Here is a 17,471-nt window from a genome sequence, read left to right on the forward strand (position 1 = left end):
GCCGCTTCCTATCCGTTTTCGTCAATGATGAAGGGCGCGCCTTCCAACCAACGGCAAAACGCATTTGGGATGTGCTTCTGACGGAGCAGATCGAGCCGATTGCTGCGCCTCAGATCGAGGCGCCGCGCGACTGGTTCGAGAGATCGAAAGGGGCTGCGGTCACGCAAGGAGAGCGGGTGTTCTCCGATCTTGTGACAGAGCACAAGGCTCGGATCGATGAAGAACGCGAACGCGCACTCTACGCTTTCGAAGCTCGACACCAGGCGATTGGCAGGGTGGGGCTTCAGACTGTTCGCGATTATCGACGGAAGCGGCTGCAGAAAGAACATGAAGCTCGGATGGCGCAGCTCGATGCTGCGGCCTCCTACTCGCCCGATCTCAATGCCCTCCTCGTGTTGCGAATTGGCGAAGCGGTGGCTGGTGCACGATGAGTATTTGGGCCGATCGTATCCTGCGGGAGTTTCCCGCAGATCTGTCTCGCTTCTGGATCGCTTTGGATCCGGATGGCCTGCTCTTGGATGAGACCATTCTGCTCGGGCTCCGCGAACGCGATTTTGAGGTTCTCCCGTTCGAAGATTCTGTTTCGTTTAGAACCGAGTATGAAGAGCGTTATCGATCCGCATGGGATGTGGGTCAGAAAGGTACCGCGAAGGCGCTCATCCTGCAGTGGCGGGGCGCGGACATGAATTCCATCCCTTGGGACTACATCAGGGCAGCACGACAAGTCAGCCTGAGCTTGGCTGATCTTTTCCCTAATCTGAATTATGGTGTCGTCCGCAAGCTTGACGCTGAACACCATGAAGGGCTGTTCCAAGCCTACCAGAAGCATGTGACGCAGCTGCTCGGTGAGGCTGAGACCAAGAATTTTGTCCTCACGCACATCTTCAGGCTTAGCCCTTATCTGCTGAATCGACCGGAGGATTTCTGGCGAGAAGCTCTGCGGCTTCACTATCGCGGGGCTGGCCTTCCCAGCCTATTTGCAGACCATGTCGCAACCGTTCTTCGGGACACATCTCTTGGAAGTCTTCCGATTAGTGAACTGCTCGCCTCAAAACCCTTTATGCTTCGCGCAATACAGGAATCCTGGGCGCGTTTCGTCGCAAAATATGGCGTTGAACCTGATGCCCGCGGCAGGGATCAGGAGCTGGTCGAAGGTCATGCGTATGACGTGCCCTTTGATCACCCTGACGTAAGGGTGATCATAGATACCATGTTCCTCGAGGGAGCCCTTCAGCCTATTGAGGCAAGTGTCCGTCCTGAGCACCTTCCCGATTGGATACAGGTTGGTCTGATAGATGACCCTCAGGCACTTGCGCATCTGGTGTCGGAGGGAGCGAAAAGGAACGCGGCGAGTCTACCTTCGGAGGGGGCGTCGCATCGAGATTGGGTAGAGGCGGCGCGCCGCCTTGGAGAACTCATCTACCGCTTCAACGAACTGAAAGCGACGGACGCAGATAACCTGCAGGGGCAGCTCCAGAGATTGCAAAGAGAGGCCGATGCTCGCCTCAAGGATTGGGTGCTTCAGCATTTCGCAGACTTGCCCTCCCTACCCGTCGCAAAAGCGCCGGTGATGGTACATCACGTGCCGCGCTATCTCGCGATGCGCAGGGGCTTTGGCGAAGATCGAATTGCTCTTCTTGTCTTTGATGGTTTGGCATTGGACCAGTGGGCCCAGATCAGGGACCACCTGTCGACCAAGCTTCCCGACTTTTCCGCCGACGAGGGCGGCTGCTTTGCGTGGCTGCCGACGCTGACGTCAATCTCTCGCCAGGCGCTATTTTCGGGCCTCAAGCCACGGGAGTTTCAAGGCTCAATGGATTCGACGGCACAAGAGCCGTCTCTCTGGACGAAGTTCTGGCAGGAAAACGGCCTCCGGAAGCCAGAGGTCGTTTTCCAGAAGGGGCTCAAACGTTCCGACCAATTGGCTCTACTCGAGGACGTACTTTCAAAGCCGACGACCAAGGTCGCGGGCCTTGTCGTCGATATGGTCGATGAAATTGTCCATGGCGCAATGCTTGGGAAACGCGGGATTGCTGGCCAAATTCGCGAATGGTGCGATACCGGCTTCATTGAAAAGCTGTTTCTCATGCTTGCTCAGCACGGCTATCATATCTACCTGACTGCGGACCATGGCAATGTTGATGCCGACGGCATTGGACGGCTCAGCCAGGGCGTTGTCTCCGAGATGAAGGGTGAGCGCGTCAGGGCCTATCGCAGCGGGGACCTTGCTGCATCCGTTCCGCCCGATATCGATGCATTTCAGTTTAGCGGTCCAGGGCTTCCGTCCGACTTCTTGCCAGTTTACGCGAATGAACGCGGCGCGTTTGTGCCAAGAGGGAACAAGATCGTTGCTCACGGAGGAATGGCGTTAGAGGAACTGGTTGTGCCGTTTGTGAAGATAAGAATGAAGAAAGAAGAACATGCGAGCGACAGCACCTCAGATAGGATTTGACCGCTTCATCCGCCTCGAGTGGGCGAAAAAAGCGCTGGAAGTCAGAGCCGGTCTCGCTGACATCAGCGAGCTCGATGCTCTGTTGGATGAAGCCCATTCAGGGCCTGCGGCTAGGAAGAAGACCAGAACCGTACTGAACCGCCTTTGGTTGGAGCCGCGAAAGGATCTGGAGCCTTTTGCTCAACGCGGCGTGGAACTGTTTCAATCGGCACCTTCTACCTCGCCGGCGGCCCTGACATGGGGCATGGCTATCGTGACATATCCCTTCTTCGCCAAAGTGGCCGAGATCGTTGGCAGATTGACCTCGCTTCAAGGCGACTGCACGACCGCTGAAGTGCATCGTCGGATGGCAGAAATCTATGGCGAACGTGAGGGGACCAGACGGATGACCAATATGGTCCTTCAGTCTCAGATAGACTGGGCGCTGCTTGATCGAAGCGACAACGGCAAAACGTTAACCCGGAAGAAAGCCTGTGCGTTGGAGGGATCGGACCTCGTACGTTGGATGACAACCGCCGTTTTGGAAGCCGTAGGTCGTCCTGTCGGACTCGGAACGCTAGAGGCCCAACCGGTGATTTTTCCCTTTGGCCTTGGCGACAATCTTGGCTTTGTTCTCTCATCCGCGTCTGATCTTGACCTGCGCGCGGATAGTGCCGGAAACCAATCTGTCTCGCTCAGAGAATAGGCAACGCCTTTGGCGCTGTCTCACTTCTACGCCAATCATTGTAGCTGGTTCGACGCCCGTGGATTCAGGTTCAACCAGTATCTCGTATGGCGTCGCTCACCAGTTCGGCTGAGCGCACCTTTCTCGACTAGATCCTGCAGATCGCGGGTTGCGGTTGCGCGTGAAGTTCGGGTGATTTTGAGATAGTTGTCGGCGCTGAGGCCGCCTTTGAAACCGCCAGGGCCTTCCTGAAACATTCGAGCGATGGCCTTGGCCTGGCGTTCGTTCAAGTGGTCTCTGTGACGATCGTAGAAGTGTGCCTTGCTGATGAAGAAGCCTACGCGGTCGAGTGTTGCCTGTTGGGCCTTCAAGACAACTTCTGCGAACCAGACGAGCCAATCGGTCACGTCGAGCGTTTTTTGATGCTGCTCAAGCTGATCGTAGTATCCCTTGCGCTCCTTCTCGATGGTGAAGGCGAGCGAGATGAGGGTCGGCTGGCCAATGTTCTGCGCCAGCGACTTTTCAGCGAGGGCGCGACCCAAGCGGCCGTTGCCGTCTTCGAATGGGTGGATACTCTCGAAATAGAGGTGGCTTAGCCCTGCGCGCGTCAGCGCTGGAAGCGGCTCTGCTCCCCCCGGCCCGGTCTTGTTGAACCAATCCGCGTATCGCTCCATCTCAGGCATGACCCGCTCTGAAGGCGGCGCTTCGAAATGGATCGTGGGCCGGTCAAGGCGGCCGGAAACGATTTGCATCGCCTCGGCGTGTTGTCGGTAGGCCCCGATGGTTTCCAACCGACGGTCATGCGACAGGAGCATCCGATGCCAGCGGTACAGTGTCTCATGCGTCAGCGGCTCTGCAAAACTGGAATAGACGTCGACCATCATTTCCGCGACGCCCTGTTCGCGCGGTTTGGCAGGGTAGCTGTCCGGATCGAGGCCCAGATGGCGGCGCAGCGAAGACTGGACACTGAGCCGATCGAGGATTTCACCCTCAATGGCACTCGTCTGCATCGCTTCCTCGCTGAGCAGTTCGATGCGGAGTTGCTCGCGCTCCGGCTGGCTGACATGATGGACCGCGCCGAGGATTTCTCCGGACGACAGCAGAAACGTCTGCTCAAACGGCTCCAGAGCGGAGGCGTCATACCGGAAATCCGGCCAATCGGGCAGCGTCCAGTTCCAAGCCATGAGTTATAGACATCCTTTCTATAACTCAAAAATAGAACACTTCTGAGGTATAGAAGTCAACTCTATCGCTCAAAGGACCTGCGGGATGGGATGACCCATAAACCGACGCGAGACCTTGAGCTAGGCCTTTTCAAGTTGCGTCAGATCTTGCTGACGCGTTCTGGGGGTCTTCGGATCGACAGGGTTCTGTTCCGGCGCTTGAATGAATGGTTCATAGCGAACGTTCGCCATGGCGAGGCCGAACCAGGCAGGCTGCACGTCGCCATTGTTCCATTGGTACAGGTAGCCAACCAGATTTTCAGATGTCTTGCAGAGGATGCGCATGATCGGTTCGCCAGTCAGGCGGGGCTTCGTATTCATAATGCGTTCCTCCTAAATGGACCTCGCAACTCGTCACTACTGAGGTCTGAAATTCCTGTTAGCTGGTGTTAGGACTAGGTTTCTGCAACTGCAAGATGAACCGTTCCGGGTGGGCGAAAATCCACCGGCGAAATGCAAGTTATCTTTTCAGATAGGTATCTTACGGTGCGTGCGGTTCATGCGGCGATGCAGCACGAACAGCAATTTCTTCCAAGATTTTGTCGATCTCGCCCCATATGCGTGGTTCCACCTGGCCGCGGATCAGGGCCCATTTACTCAAGACGTCGAGGGGGTCGTGGTCCCGGAGGAGGACACCCAGGCTGGCCGCATCGACTGCCAGAGATGTCCGGGCCTGCCACTGTGTTTTGCGAGTGCGTCGCTCGTTTGCGACTGGGGCGAAGACCGGCGACAGTTGCCAGCCTTTGACTGCACGGCGCAGGGCGGCACGCACCACATGTGCTGGCTCAACACCACAAGTCTCCAGCGCTGCTTCCTGTCGTTCGAGTGCGTTGACCCTGATGTCGATCTTCCGGGTCGGGCTCAAAGCGCGCGCCGATACGGGAACTCTCAGGCTGGTATGCGGATCAGAGCTTTCCGCGGTAACTTGGTGCGGTGCGACGGCATTTTCCGGCATACGCTCTGACTCGTGCCGATCAGCGTCAACGTCAGCGACTGGGGTGCCTGTCTTTGTTGCTGTGACCTGTGCCTCATCTTCCTTCCCGGGAATCTCGCGGTCACCTTGTTGCAGAGTGGCGGCGTAGGTTGGGTCGGGCCTGGTGATGGTCGGGATCTTCTTGCGCAATCGACTGTCCTCACGCAGCAAGAATGTTGTTGAGAATGTCCGTCGCCTCCTCGAGCGCCTCGACGACATGACGTACATGTGGACGCATCAGAGGGTTTGGATCAGATTGCTTTTCCAGCGCCAAGGCGTGGAGAAGCCCCTTCTGATCCATCTCCTTGTAAGTGTTTCGTCGCATCATGACGGTCTCAATCACCGGAAAACGGGTTAGCGCTTCTTCAATCAGGGCGGCGTCAGCACGGGTCGTTTTCGGGTCAACCATGTTGAGGACGACGTGGTGGCGCGGAAGGCTGGAGGGGTCGTCAACACGGGATTTCAGCTTCTCATACCAATCGGCAGTCTGTGCGCCGACATCGAAATCAGACGTCGACAGCATGACGGGCGTCACAATGTGGTCCGCAAGCACCGCAATGCCGTCTGACCATTCGGCACCGACCCCTGCGGTATCGATGAAGATGAAGTCTGCCGTGCCTGCCATGTAGACCTGATCGATCTGATCCTCGACACCCGCCACGCTTTCGACGGTGGCCGAGCAGAGAAGCGGCGAACTCAGCCCACCGGCTTGCGCCCGAGTATGCCAGGCCCCGAGTACCCTCGTGCTGTCCGTGTCGATCAACATCACTCTGCGTCCGGCGGCGATCGCGGCGCTGATCAAGGCGCGCGAAAGCGTCGTTTTTCCACTGCCCCCTTTCCGGGCCATCGCTGCGATCACCACAAGATTTTCGTTCGGCATTCTGATCCTCCGCAAAAATAGTGAATCGAAACGATAAAACTAAAATGTCGCTAAACGCATGAGGCGGAGGGGTCAAGCAGAAGTCGGGATGCGACCCACGTTTGGCATGCAGCGGGCGGCGTTGTGCGATGACCGTGCGACGTCTGCCGTGGCGCCTTCAGCATTCGTCGCGGGGCACGACACACCCTCCAAATGTCGGGATGCGCTCGGCGATGTACTGCGGACGGACTGCAGGTGACGGATAGCGTGCGCCAGACGACGGGAGGCAGTCTCGCGTATGTCGTTCTGCGGGTGACGCTAGACGGTCAGCACGCGGCAAAACCCGTCTTGCGGGGTGCAAGAGACGGGGCGCGAAAGACGCGATGCGCGGTGCGGAGACCGCATCGCGTGGTACAATGAGCGCGAAGCGCGATCCATTTGACAAAGGACGGGAAATCGCCCCTGCAGGGCGATTTTATATATTGAGTACAAGCCCTTATAGCCGACTCCACTTGCGTTGGGAGTCGGCGGGCTTGTACGAAGTTGGCAAGAAATAGGAACGTTAACTTCAAAATGCCCCGCCGCCGCAGACTGTCAGAGATCGAGCGATCGACCATCGCCCAGGAGCGCCGGAATGGCGTCTCCGCGGCGTCATTGGCCGCGCGCTACGATGTCAGCCTGAAGACGATCTACAACGTGGTGAACCACCGGGATGAGCGTCAGGCAGCGAACTGCAGCCGATCGCGGGTTGTGGGAATCCGGGTCTCGGACGACGACCTGCGCCGGTTCGACGCGGCGCTGTCGCGGCGCGGGATTGCGCACCGCTCGGATGCCATGCGCCGCCTGATGCTGGCGACCGAAGGTGTCTTCTTGCCCGACGACGAGATGTGTGACGAGTTGCGCAACCTCGGCGCCGCACTCAACCGGGTCGGCAACAACGTGAACCAGATCGCGCGACGTCTGAACGAGGCCAAGGTGCGGGGCGAGAGACTGTCCTACCCGGCCTCAAGTCACCGTGACGTCCGCGCCCTTGCGGGTCTGGTCTTCGATCTGGCCGACCAGGTCCAGGAGATGTCGCGTGCGCGGCGCAGCGTGCTGGACCTTGAGATCAGCTCTGCCCTGGCGGGCCTTGCCGAGAGGGATGAGAATGGCGCGAAGTGACCGGGTCCGTGGCATCGACCCGGCGCTATTCGACCAAGGCTGGAGCCGGGTTTCGGGATCCTGGCAGGGGCTTTCCAGGGGCGCGCAGATGGTTCGGGCCGCGCGCGGCTATTCGCCAGCGATCTTCAAGGCTATCTCGAAAGGGGGCTGTCACACCGGGGCGCAGCTACGGGCGCAGCTCACATATCTCACGACGAAGTCGACCCATATCCTCGACAGCCGCGGCACCCATGACGGGAAGAAGCAACTCTCGGAAGCCGAGATCAACCGAGTGGCGCGGCGGTTCGAGAACCAGTGGAACGAGCGCTACAGCCCCAAGCTTGGCCATACGTCGCATCTGCTGATGGCATTCCCGGTTGGGACCAGTGGTGAAGAGGTGCGCGATATCACCCAGGCCGTCTGCGAGAAGTTCTTTCAAGGTGAGGGCTCGCAATTCGACTATATTGCTGCAATACACCAAGATCGCGCGCATCCACATGCGCATATCGTTCTGAACCGCCGCAGTAAGGATGGCGAAATGTTCTTTCTCGGGAAGGATCATCACTTCAACTACGACGCCTTTCGCGAGGCGATGGTCGAAGCGGCCAGAGGACACGGGATCCGGCTCGAGGCAACGCGTCGTCTGGATCGCGGCGTCACGACCTACCGCGCCGAGATCGATGAAATCTACAAGGCTCGCGACGAAGGTCGTCCCCCAGTCGAGCGCCAGAGAACCGGTGCTGACCTGGCGGCCGCTCTGGTAACCGTCCGGCACAACGTTTTGATCTATCGCGGGCTCGCGGCGGAGGCGTCCCGTTCGAATTTCGAAGACGTGTCCGAGGCACTCGAGAGGGCCAGCACCATCCTTGCCAGCGGCGGTCAGATTCAATCTGACGGAGCCATCTACATGTCCCAAGACGAAGCAGCGTTCGACACGCTGATCACCGAGTTTTCTCAGAACATTCGCCAGATCGAGGCGGCGATCGACAGGGCGCCGGCGGCCGAGAGGCCGGTGATCGAGCGCAAGCTGACCGACGTTCTGGCCTCGGTCGCGCATTTGAACCCGCTCGGGGATCGCTCCGCCGCCCTGGTCGATGCTCCATCCCGGGACGGCATCTATGCAAGGTCAAACGCCAGTGAAGAACACCTCGCGCGTCTTGACGATGGAGAGGTGGCACCAAAGCTGGCCGAGGCGTTGCAAGGCACGGGCATCGATGCCGAGGCTGTGGCCGCGCGCCTGCGGGAAGGGGCAGGCAATGCCGCATTGGAGCGCCAGTGGCTGGCACAGGATCTGCAGGGGATTGCCAAAGCAAGCGACCTCGATCTGGAGAAATCTGCGGACCGGGAAGAAGCGCTCGACCGGCTGGAAGCCGTGCATGTTCGGTTGGGCGATGTTCTGACTGGCGTGCGCGTCCTGCGCGCGCCAACCGAGGTCGACGAGGCGGATGACGCTGAGGCTGTCCTCGGCGAGCGGCTGACGACACCTAGGGGTGATCTCGCGCAAGACGGGTCCGACATTTTTGCTCCATCGGAGCGGCAGGCGTTCAGGGCGCTGGTGGCGCAGTTCCGCCGGACGGATTTCGATCATCCGTTCTCCGACGACCCCTCGGTGCGGCGGGCGGGCGCCGTGGAGGTGGAGGAGGCCCGCGTCGCGTTCGATGCCTATGCGCAGAGATCTCCGCAGCATGCCGAACTGGCCTCGATGGCTTGGGAACAGATGACTGACAGTCGAATGCCGCCGCAATATGCGGTATCGGCGCAGGACCGCACGCTTCATGCTGGCGACATGGACCTTGCCTTGCGGGATCCCTCGGATCATCTCGGTCAGATCACGGAAGAGCTCCGCATCCTCGCCCGCTATCGTACGGAGATGCCGGATGACGAATTCGGGCAGGCGGTCCAGGACGAAATCAATCACCTTCGTTCGCTCGGCGCGTCGCGTGCCTATATCAGCGAACGCAGTTTCGAGATCGAGGACCAGGCGCGACAAGACTACGCCGAGCGCCGGTATGTGGAAGAGACAGCGCCAACCGTCATGGCCTTTGTGCGAAACGCCGACGTCGAGCGCCCGCTCTCCGAGTCAGAGCAGCAGGACATCGTCCGGCAGATAAACGAGCGACTAAGCCCCGCCGCAATCGACGCGCTGCGGGCCGGAAACGCGGACGTCCTGGACAAATTCACCGAGGATCAGGTGCGCCAGCTGGAACTCGCCAAGACCTATCTTCAAAGCAGCGAGGTCACCGCGCATGGCCCGGCGATGGAGCGCGTTCTCGATGCTCTGGCCGAAGAGCAGATCGAGGCGCAGCGCCCGCGCCACGCCGCGGCAGATGGTGAGAAGGGGATCACCCATGGATAAAGGCAAGATTGCCCTAGGAGTGTTGAGCCTCGTGCTGGTCGGTCTCGCCATGGGCTATGTCGTGGCGACCGGCTTTGTCATGTTCCGCTATGGGCTTTCTCCCACGCGTTTCGACGTCACCCTGCTTGCCCGCGAATATCGGGGTCTGTCTCAGTCTGCACCGAAAGACTTCCTCTGGGTGAACCTCATCCTGGGCGGCTTCGGCCTGGCATCGCTGATGCTGAGCGTCACGCTCCTGGGGGATGCATTGACCCGCTTCGGGACGACGCATTGGCAGACTCGCAGCGAGATGAAGAGGAACGGTTTCTTTGCCAAGCCCGGCGGCGGCTTCCTTCTGGGCAAGCTCGGCTCCCCGAAATCCAAGCGCCCTTTCCTAGTCTCAAAAACCTTCCCCCACGCGCTGATCGTGGCGCCGACAGGCCGGGGCAAGGGCGTGGGGTTCGTGATCCCGAACCTGCTGACCTACAAGGGCTCTGCCGTGGTGCTCGACGTGAAAGGCGAGAACTTCCGCGAGACCTCGCGCTTCCGCGCCAGCATGGGGGACAAGGTTTTCCGCTTCGCGCCGACCGACTGGGACCGACCGACACATCGCTATAATCCGCTGGCGCGCATTGCTGCCATGACCAACCTCGACCGGCAGCAGATGGAGCTTAAACTCACCGCGAAGCTCTTCCTGCAGACCGACAATGAAAAGCTGAGCGGGCTTTTGGCCGGGGGTATCGACCTCTTCGTGGCGGCCGGCCTTCTGGCCTTCGAGCGCGGCGTGCCGACCATCGGCGAGATCTATCGCATCACAGCCTCGGGGGGCGACAAGCAGAAGGAATACCTGAAGCGTTCACAGGAGGTGAAGAACAAGTCGGCCAAACTGATCTTCGAGCGTATGGCATCGACCAACAACGACACCCTCACTTCCTACCTCTCCCTCCTGATGACATCGGGTCTCGACACTTGGGACAACCGCGCGATCGACGCGGCCACCGCGACCTCTGACTTCTCATTCCGGGATATCCGCCGCCGCCCACATGCGATCTATCTTGTGGTCGAATCCGAGATGATCCGCCCGCTTGCCCCGCTGATCCGCCTCTTCTTTTCGGACCTGATTGCCTCGCTGCAAGCACAGGAACCCGGCGATGATGAGCCCTGGCCGGTGATGATCATGCTCGACGAGTTTGACCGGCTCGGGAAAATGCCAATCGTAGCCGAGAGCATCAAGACGCTGCGCTCCTTCGGCGGTAACCTCGCCATCGTGACCCAGACCATCCCCGCGCTGGACGAGATCTATGGTGAAAACACCCGCAGGTCGCTGCAGGGCGGCGCCGGGGTAAAGCTCTACCTCACCCCGTCCGAGCAGAAGACCATCGAGGAATTGAGCCAGGCTGTCGGCAAGACCACCAAGCGTGTGGTGACCCGCTCCCGTGCTGTTGGACGCAATCCATTCGAAGGGCGCAGCGTCTCGGAGAGGACAGAAGATACCCCGCTCCTGACCGAGGATGAGGCCCGACGCATGGACCTCGACGAGGTCATCCTCGTGATCGACGCGCAGATGCCGATCCGGGCAAGAAGGGTGAAGTATTTCGAGGACCCGGCGTTGAAGGTTCTGCACGCCTGTCAATCGGGAGGCTTCCCATATCCGGACGAGGACGGCCTGCGGCGGGACCGACAGATGTCCGAGACTCGCGAGACAGTGGAGAAGCTGAAGCAAGAGCTACAGGAAGTGCGGGCGGCTGCAGGCGCAAATGGTTCTGGGGTAGCGACCTCACCGACAACGGCGGAGATGCCCGCATCGAATACGCAGAGTTCCACGCCTTCGCGGCCAAATCGTGCGCGGGGTCGAGCAGCTCGCGCGGGAGCTAGTGGAGGTGGGCCAGTGCAGTTGTCATTTGATCCGGTGGGGCTGGGGCTCAAGGAGCCGGATAGGGCAGAACTGGCAGCTGCGGTCCAGACGACACGGGCCATCATTGCAGAATATGCGTGATGCGAGGACGTTGTTCTTGCGGTTCAGGGGATCGGACGGGACACGCATTCGACAATGTTGTTATCGCTTACGACATGGCCATCGGTGTGAAAGCGACCGAAGCCGCCACCGTATTTTGTGAGGAAGGCAAGCGGCCCTCCAAGGTACACTCTATGCGATTGCTGACGTATATTGCTTGATTTGGTTGCGCCGACTTGAGCATTCATCTCGGCAACAATGGCACTCATTTTGTCACGTAAAAACAAATGTAGCCGAAAAGGAGGGCATTCTCAGCCAACTTTCCCCGATTTGTGACAGAAAATGCCAAATTTACATAGGATAAAATGGCACCTACCTTGATGTCATGGACACAAGGGAGGCACCGATGGCGTTCAAGGCAGAACTTCTCAAGAAGAAGCTGAAAGCAGATGGGAAATCGCGCGACGAACTCGCCGCGGCGATCAAGAAGCATAAGCGCACAGTGAGTCGCTGGCTGGCGGGAACCAATCCGCCCAAGCCCAAGGATCTGGAGGCGATTGCCCGCGTTCTGAACTGCAAGCCTCAGGATTTCGATCCGTTCTTTGCCGACGTGGACTTGGGTGAAGTGTCCATCCAGGCCCATGTTTCTGCTGCGTCCCACAATGCCTACGAACTCATGCGTTGGCGTTATGGGGTCAGCCAGAAGCAGATCATGGAACTGGCACCCGTTCTCTTCTCGATTGTGGCCGGACATGCACTGAAAGTGCCGGTGCAGGACGACGAAGTAGCTCGCCTTGCCTTTGAAAACGGCCTCTCCGATCCGCGTCTGCAAGGGGGGCACCTTGAGGACCAAGCCAGCAAGCTCAAAAAATGTTTCGGAATCGAGACGTCACACCCTGGCACCGAAACGTCGCGGAATCTGTTCAGCGAGGCAATCATTCGGCTGTCGGCGCAGATTTCAGACCATGTCGACACAAAGTGGTTCGTGGGGGCAGCGGCCGAAGAGGCCCCGAATGCGGCCGGATTTATATCGGACATTGAGCTCGTAGAGGCTCTCTCTGGGGGGCAACCGCAGCTGGCTGAGGCTATCGCGAAAGGTCGCATTCGGCTGTCCTCGGTTTTGCATCAGGCCAAGGAAGCCAAGGGCGGTGGCCTCTCGATTGAAGAGTTTGCTAAGGCCATTCGGGAAGCGCATGAGCAGGGCATGGAGGATCAGCGGAAGGCAGGTCTCAAGAAGCTGAAGGCCTGGCGCGCGTTCTATGCCGAACGCCATCCGGAACTGGCCGCGGAGTATGATGACCTCGTGGCGAAGCATTGCCATGAAGAAGGTTGGTACCCTGAGCGGTATACGGATGATGACCGTGTTCAAAGCTGGGTGAACCCGTTTCAGGAAGATCTGTATCTCAACGAAGATACGCTTTCTGAGTATCAGAGCCGCAAAGCTGCGGCCTCTGAAGGCGGCAAAATTGCCTTGGTTCTCCCGTTCGAAGATCCGATCTATCGCCGCTTTGAAGAACTCCAGCGTCACCGCTCCAAGCTCAAAAAGCAGTTCGAGGCGGAGTGGGCATGATGGCGGTGTGTGCAGACGCGTCTTTCGTCCTCAGCAACCATGCGGCAACGCGTATGGCCCAACGGAGTATTCGGCAAGACAGTCTCGAACTTGTCCTTCTGCACGGGACACGGGTCAAGGCGTGGCATGATTGCGAGGAGTACATCTTGTCAGGACGGACCGTCCGGCACCTGACAGCCGCTGGCCTCGATGGGGAGATGATTGCAGCTGCGACCAAGGTGAGAGCGATTGTCGACGCCGCAGGTAATGTCGTGACCTGTTATCACCAGCGCAAAGGCCGATCTCGACCGTTCCGCAGTAATTCCTGCCTTCGGAACACCAAGTACATGTGATTTTTCAAGGGACCGCAGAATGCGCTTCGTGTGGGTGGTACGCCCACGAACGATACCGCTGCGGGCTTATTTCAAGACCATGCGAGCGAAGGATGCAACATGTCCGCAATTATCTATCAATCCACAAAATTCTACCATGCGCGCGAACAGTATTTTGCCGTAGCGGGAGAGCACACGTTGCTCCGCCTGACCATTGGCAGCATCGGCGGCCACCAAGGCGGGGCCATCAAGACGGCCACCGCTAGCGATTTTGGTGCCCCGCCGATCTACCGGGACCGCGAAGCGTTGATCAACGCCCTGCAGGTGGGGATCCAGAACCTTATCGGGGGCGAGGTGGACCTTTGCATCGACAGCGATGGCAAAGGCCGCAGGTTCGCCGAGATCTGCCTGTCCGGCACGCGGGATCAGTTGTTCGAAGCCCTTACTCTACTGGCCGATGAGATGGCCCGATATCTGGGGCAGCCGGCAGAGGTCGAACACACCGCCGGCTGCAGCGATCTTCGCGATCTATATGACGACCTGTGCATTGCCGAGGGCTCGCCGATTTATTTGTCGGATGGCGTGTATTTGGGAACTGACGGGCGGCTGCTCTAATGATGCAGGTAATGCAGTTCTCATCCCAGCAACCCGCATGCTGCGCGGCAAGTCCCGCTCTTCCACGATCGAGAGGTTGCCCTCGCAGCGAGGCTTGTCTAGCCTCCAATTCAGTTGGCGTAATGTCATGCTTACCCCCTATTTCGGCCCGATTTCAAAGGCATACGATTCCAGGGTGATCTAGCGCAGAGGCCTGGAGGCTATTTCCGCAAGAGATGCCGTTTGCCAGTAAGGGGGGACACTATGGATATGACGGGAAATCCAGAGCGCTTTGGCGTGTTGCTGCCTCTCTGGCCGGACCTGCATACGCTGGCGACCGAAGCAGAGCAGAATGCCGACAAGCTCCCTGATTTTTCGACCATCCGCCTACGCAGCTTTTCGGAGGCAATGGTTTGCCACCTTTTTCGGCATCATGGTTTGCAATTGAACGATGAAGAGAAGCAGTTCGACCGCCTGCAACTGCTTCAGCAGAATGATCTACTGGATCGGCGGATTCTGGGGCTTTTGCACACCATCCGGAAACTCGGAAACATCGCCGCACACGGAAAGCGTCCTGTATCGGTGGCTGAAGCCCACGATCTGCTCGATGACGCCCTCTCGCTGACCGCTTGGTTCTGCCTTGAAATGCGCCCGGATATTGACTGGCAAGCGCGGGGACGTGCCGCGTCCATAACGCCTTCAGCATGTCATGAGACCTCGCAGGACATATGCCCAGCCGACGCGAGGGAGAACATTGTCCAAAACCGCGACGCTGGCCTAGAGCCCCTGGTCAGGCCACCGCAGACGCGGATCTCGTTGCGGGACATGTTCGAAGAGGAGCTCACGGCCGACCAGCAGAGGGGCATTTCGGCGCTCGATGGATTCCTCGCAGACGACACCCAGCGGGTATTTCTGCTGAAAGGCTATGCGGGAACGGGGAAAACCTTCCTTGCGGGTGGTCTGACCGAGTTCTTGCTTGCCCAAGGGCGGATGTTCTCGCTTGCGGCCCCGACAGGGCGGGCAGCCAAAGTCATCACAAAGAAAACTGGGCAGTCAGCGCGAACGATCCATAGCCTGATCTACGACTATAGCGAGATGACCGAGCAGACCGAAGATGACGGCGATGGGTCGGCCACCTTCAAGATGATTGCCAAGGTCCGGAACAATGATGACCCGGTCGATGCCGTCGCCATCATCGACGAGGCGTCGCTCGTATCGAACGTGTATTCCGAAAGTGAATTCTTCCGGTCTGGCAGCGGACATCTGTTGCGGGATCTGATCGAGCACGTGGGTTCAACGCATTCAGGCAACGCCCGAAAGATCATCTTCATCGGCGATCCTGCGCAGCTGCCTCCGGTCGGCATGTCGACCTCTCCTGCCCTGGACGCGGATTACCTGCGTGAGACCTTCGGGCTTGATGCAACCAGCTACGAGTTGACTGAAATCGTCCGCCAGAAAGCTGAAAGCGCGGTAATCCGCAATGTCATGCCCCTGCGCGAAGGCGTTACCAGCGGACGCTTCAGCAGCCTGACGTTCTCTTTCGACGATGACGTCATCCAACTGCCCAAGGACAGTGTCACACCTCTCTATATGAAGATCCGCGAAGGACGCGGCCCCCAGGCGCCGATCATCGTTACCCACTCGAATACCGAAGCCGCCAATTTCAACCGCGCAATCCGGGCAGTACTGTTTCCGGGCAAGGCGACAGTGGCGGCCGGTGACAGCGTGATTGTTGCGGCCAATGGCTTTTGCGGTCCTCATTACGTCGCCAATGGTGAAATCCTGCAGATCGACGCGGCTGAAGCGACGGTCGAGCGACGGTCTGTGCAGTTGCTGCAGAAGATCGGCAATAGCGACGTATCGGAACCCATTAATGTCGCGCTGAATTTTCGAGACGTCATGGTTGCGCTGCCGCAATCGGAAGGTGACGATCTCATCCTGAAGGCAAAGATACTCGACGATTTTCTGCACGGCGACGATGCTAGCTTGGCATCTGCGCAGCAGCGCGCCCTCTACGTCGATTTCCTCAAGCGCCACAAGCATATCGACCGGAACAAAGATCGTGATGCATTCCAGTTGGCCCTGCGTTCGGATCCGTATTTCAACGCTCTTCGCCTTAGGTTTGGCTATGCCATTACCTGCCACAAGGCGCAGGGCGGCGAGTGGAGCCATGTGATTGTCAGTTGCGCAACCCGGCAGAACCCGCGGTCATCGGACTATTTTCGCTGGCTCTACACGGCCATGACCCGGACCAGCAGCAAGCTGTATCTTGTCGATCCGCCGGAGATTAGGCTGAAAGCGGCGGGAACCGGATGGGTTACGCCCTCTACCACACAACCCGGCCCACAAAGCCCGGAGTCCGGCCCTCCCGACCAGCGTGCGATGGCCCCTGAACCAGATGGAGGGGCCCCTTCCCCGGCTTTGTCCCCGCAATCCCTGTTCCGCACTTGGCTTCAAACGGAAATCCGCAACAGGCTGGCCGACACTGGGGTCGAGATCGAGGACGTCGCTCACCACCAGTATCGAGAGGCGTATTTCTTCAAGCGAGGTGCTGATGCTGTTCGGATCGACATCGGCTACAAGGGAAACTGGACTGTCTCTAGCGTGACCTGCCCGAGGCCTGACGGCTTCGCGGAGGAGATCATAGCCCGCATCGCTGGATTGTCGGGCCAGAAACCAGGAACGGGCACTTCGAGCTCGGCCAGCGTGGGCGCGCCTGACCGCCCTTTCCTGCGGGATTTCCATGACCGGTTGATTGCCGCGCTGTCGAAGAAGGGCATCACGGTCGCCAACTTTAAGGAGCAGCAATGGAGCCAGCGCTACACGCTTGCGCGCGGTCCGGACACAGTCACGGTAGACATCTTTTACAACGGCAAAAACCAGTTAACCAAGTTCATGCCCGTCAATCCGTCCCTGAACCCAGAACCATCACTCATCGCGCTGCAGGATGATGTCGGAACCGTTCTGACCGACGAGGTTGTCCCGTGAGCATCTTTAGCGGGAGCCGGCGAAATAGGAGTTTGGGGGCGGGAACTTGGAACCATCGCTCCAAAGAGGTCACCGAACTTAGGAAAGGTGGCCAGCTTGCCGCTGCACATGCACTCTCACTGGAGCGCATCGCTGATTCCGAGGCCGATGACTACGACCGCGCCGCCTATGCATGGTGTTTGATTGCGCTCGTGAAACAGCATTCGGCCGATGGTAATCACATGGCGCTGTCCGACTATCTGGACCAGTTACGGCGCTTTGAAGTCCCGGCCTCAGACGCAATGCTGGCGGAGCATCGCGCGAAGGCTCTGGACCTCGCGAACCCCGACCGCCGTGCCATGCAGTCAGCTCGCATTCTGAGCAAGCAGAGAAAGCACGAGGAGGCCGCAAGGATCTACGCCGACCTTG

Annotated in this window: 12 protein-coding genes and 2 pseudogenes; 10 read left to right on the forward strand and 4 right to left on the reverse strand. The window is 59.0% G+C overall.

The window, feature by feature from the left end; all coding sequences use genetic code 11:
* The 3 genes and pseudogenes from WMK75_RS15290 to WMK75_RS15300 form a co-directional block, all read left to right on the forward strand.
* Positions 1-431: pseudogene (locus tag WMK75_RS15290) on the forward strand (helicase); the annotation flags it as partial.
* Positions 428-2,452, forward strand: a complete 2,025-nt coding sequence (gene pglZ, locus WMK75_RS15295; RefSeq protein ID WP_347268475.1) for a BREX-3 system phosphatase PglZ — start codon at positions 428-430, stop codon at positions 2,450-2,452. The pseudogene WMK75_RS15290 and the gene pglZ, both read left to right, overlap by 4 nt.
* Positions 2,421-3,137, forward strand: coding sequence for a hypothetical protein (locus WMK75_RS15300; protein WP_347268476.1), 717 nt, complete (start codon positions 2,421-2,423; stop codon positions 3,135-3,137). Before pglZ ends, WMK75_RS15300 begins: the two co-directional genes overlap by 32 nt.
* A 35-nt stretch (positions 3,138-3,172) precedes the next feature.
* Here the strand turns inward: WMK75_RS15300 and WMK75_RS15305 are convergent, their stop codons facing one another.
* The 4 genes from WMK75_RS15305 to WMK75_RS15320 all read right to left on the reverse strand — a co-directional run bounded on the left by WMK75_RS15305 (position 3,173) and on the right by WMK75_RS15320 (position 6,192).
* Positions 3,173-4,300, reverse strand: coding sequence for a Fic family protein (locus WMK75_RS15305; RefSeq protein WP_347268477.1), 1,128 nt, complete (start codon positions 4,298-4,300; stop codon positions 3,173-3,175).
* Positions 4,301-4,420: 120 nt separating this feature from the next.
* Positions 4,421-4,660: a hypothetical protein gene (locus tag WMK75_RS15310; RefSeq protein ID WP_347268478.1), complete on the reverse strand. Its 240-nt coding sequence runs from the start codon at positions 4,658-4,660 to the stop codon at positions 4,421-4,423.
* A gap of 160 nt (positions 4,661-4,820) precedes the next feature.
* Entirely contained in the window at positions 4,821-5,462 is a 642-nt protein-coding gene (locus WMK75_RS15315) for a hypothetical protein (protein ID WP_347268479.1), read from the reverse strand.
* A gap of 10 nt (positions 5,463-5,472) precedes the next feature.
* Positions 5,473-6,192: a division plane positioning ATPase MipZ gene (locus tag WMK75_RS15320; protein WP_347268480.1), complete on the reverse strand. Its 720-nt coding sequence runs from the start codon at positions 6,190-6,192 to the stop codon at positions 5,473-5,475.
* A gap of 552 nt (positions 6,193-6,744) precedes the next feature.
* On the opposite strand from WMK75_RS15320, the gene mobC reads away from it, so the two are divergent.
* From mobC to WMK75_RS15355, 7 genes and pseudogenes are all read left to right on the forward strand, one after another.
* On the forward strand, positions 6,745-7,332 hold the full coding sequence (mobC, locus tag WMK75_RS15325) for a plasmid mobilization relaxosome protein MobC (protein ID WP_347268481.1): 588 nt from the start codon (positions 6,745-6,747) through the stop codon (positions 7,330-7,332).
* Positions 7,319-9,667: a relaxase/mobilization nuclease domain-containing protein gene (locus WMK75_RS15330; protein WP_347268482.1), complete on the forward strand. Its 2,349-nt coding sequence runs from the start codon at positions 7,319-7,321 to the stop codon at positions 9,665-9,667. The genes mobC and WMK75_RS15330 overlap by 14 nt, the downstream gene beginning before the upstream one ends.
* On the forward strand, positions 9,660-11,642 hold the full coding sequence (locus WMK75_RS15335) for a type IV secretory system conjugative DNA transfer family protein (RefSeq protein WP_347268483.1): 1,983 nt from the start codon (positions 9,660-9,662) through the stop codon (positions 11,640-11,642). The genes WMK75_RS15330 and WMK75_RS15335 overlap by 8 nt, the downstream gene beginning before the upstream one ends.
* Before the next feature lie 364 nt (positions 11,643-12,006).
* On the forward strand, positions 12,007-13,170 hold the full coding sequence (locus WMK75_RS15340) for a helix-turn-helix transcriptional regulator (protein WP_347268484.1): 1,164 nt from the start codon (positions 12,007-12,009) through the stop codon (positions 13,168-13,170).
* Positions 13,171-13,601: 431 nt separating this feature from the next.
* The gene (locus tag WMK75_RS15345; RefSeq protein ID WP_347268485.1) at positions 13,602-14,096 is read left to right on the forward strand and encodes a hypothetical protein; all 495 of its coding nucleotides are present in this window, start codon (positions 13,602-13,604) and stop codon (positions 14,094-14,096) included.
* A gap of 243 nt (positions 14,097-14,339) precedes the next feature.
* Positions 14,340-17,063 (forward strand): AAA family ATPase, encoded by a 2,724-nt coding sequence (locus WMK75_RS15350; protein WP_347268486.1) that lies wholly within the window; start codon positions 14,340-14,342, stop codon positions 17,061-17,063.
* Positions 17,060-17,471, forward strand: a pseudogene (locus WMK75_RS15355) (hypothetical protein); the annotation flags it as partial. The gene WMK75_RS15350 and the pseudogene WMK75_RS15355, both read left to right, overlap by 4 nt.

Source organism: Paracoccus sp. (in: a-proteobacteria) (assembly GCF_039808215.1).
Taxonomy (GTDB): domain Bacteria; phylum Pseudomonadota; class Alphaproteobacteria; order Rhodobacterales; family Rhodobacteraceae; genus Paracoccus.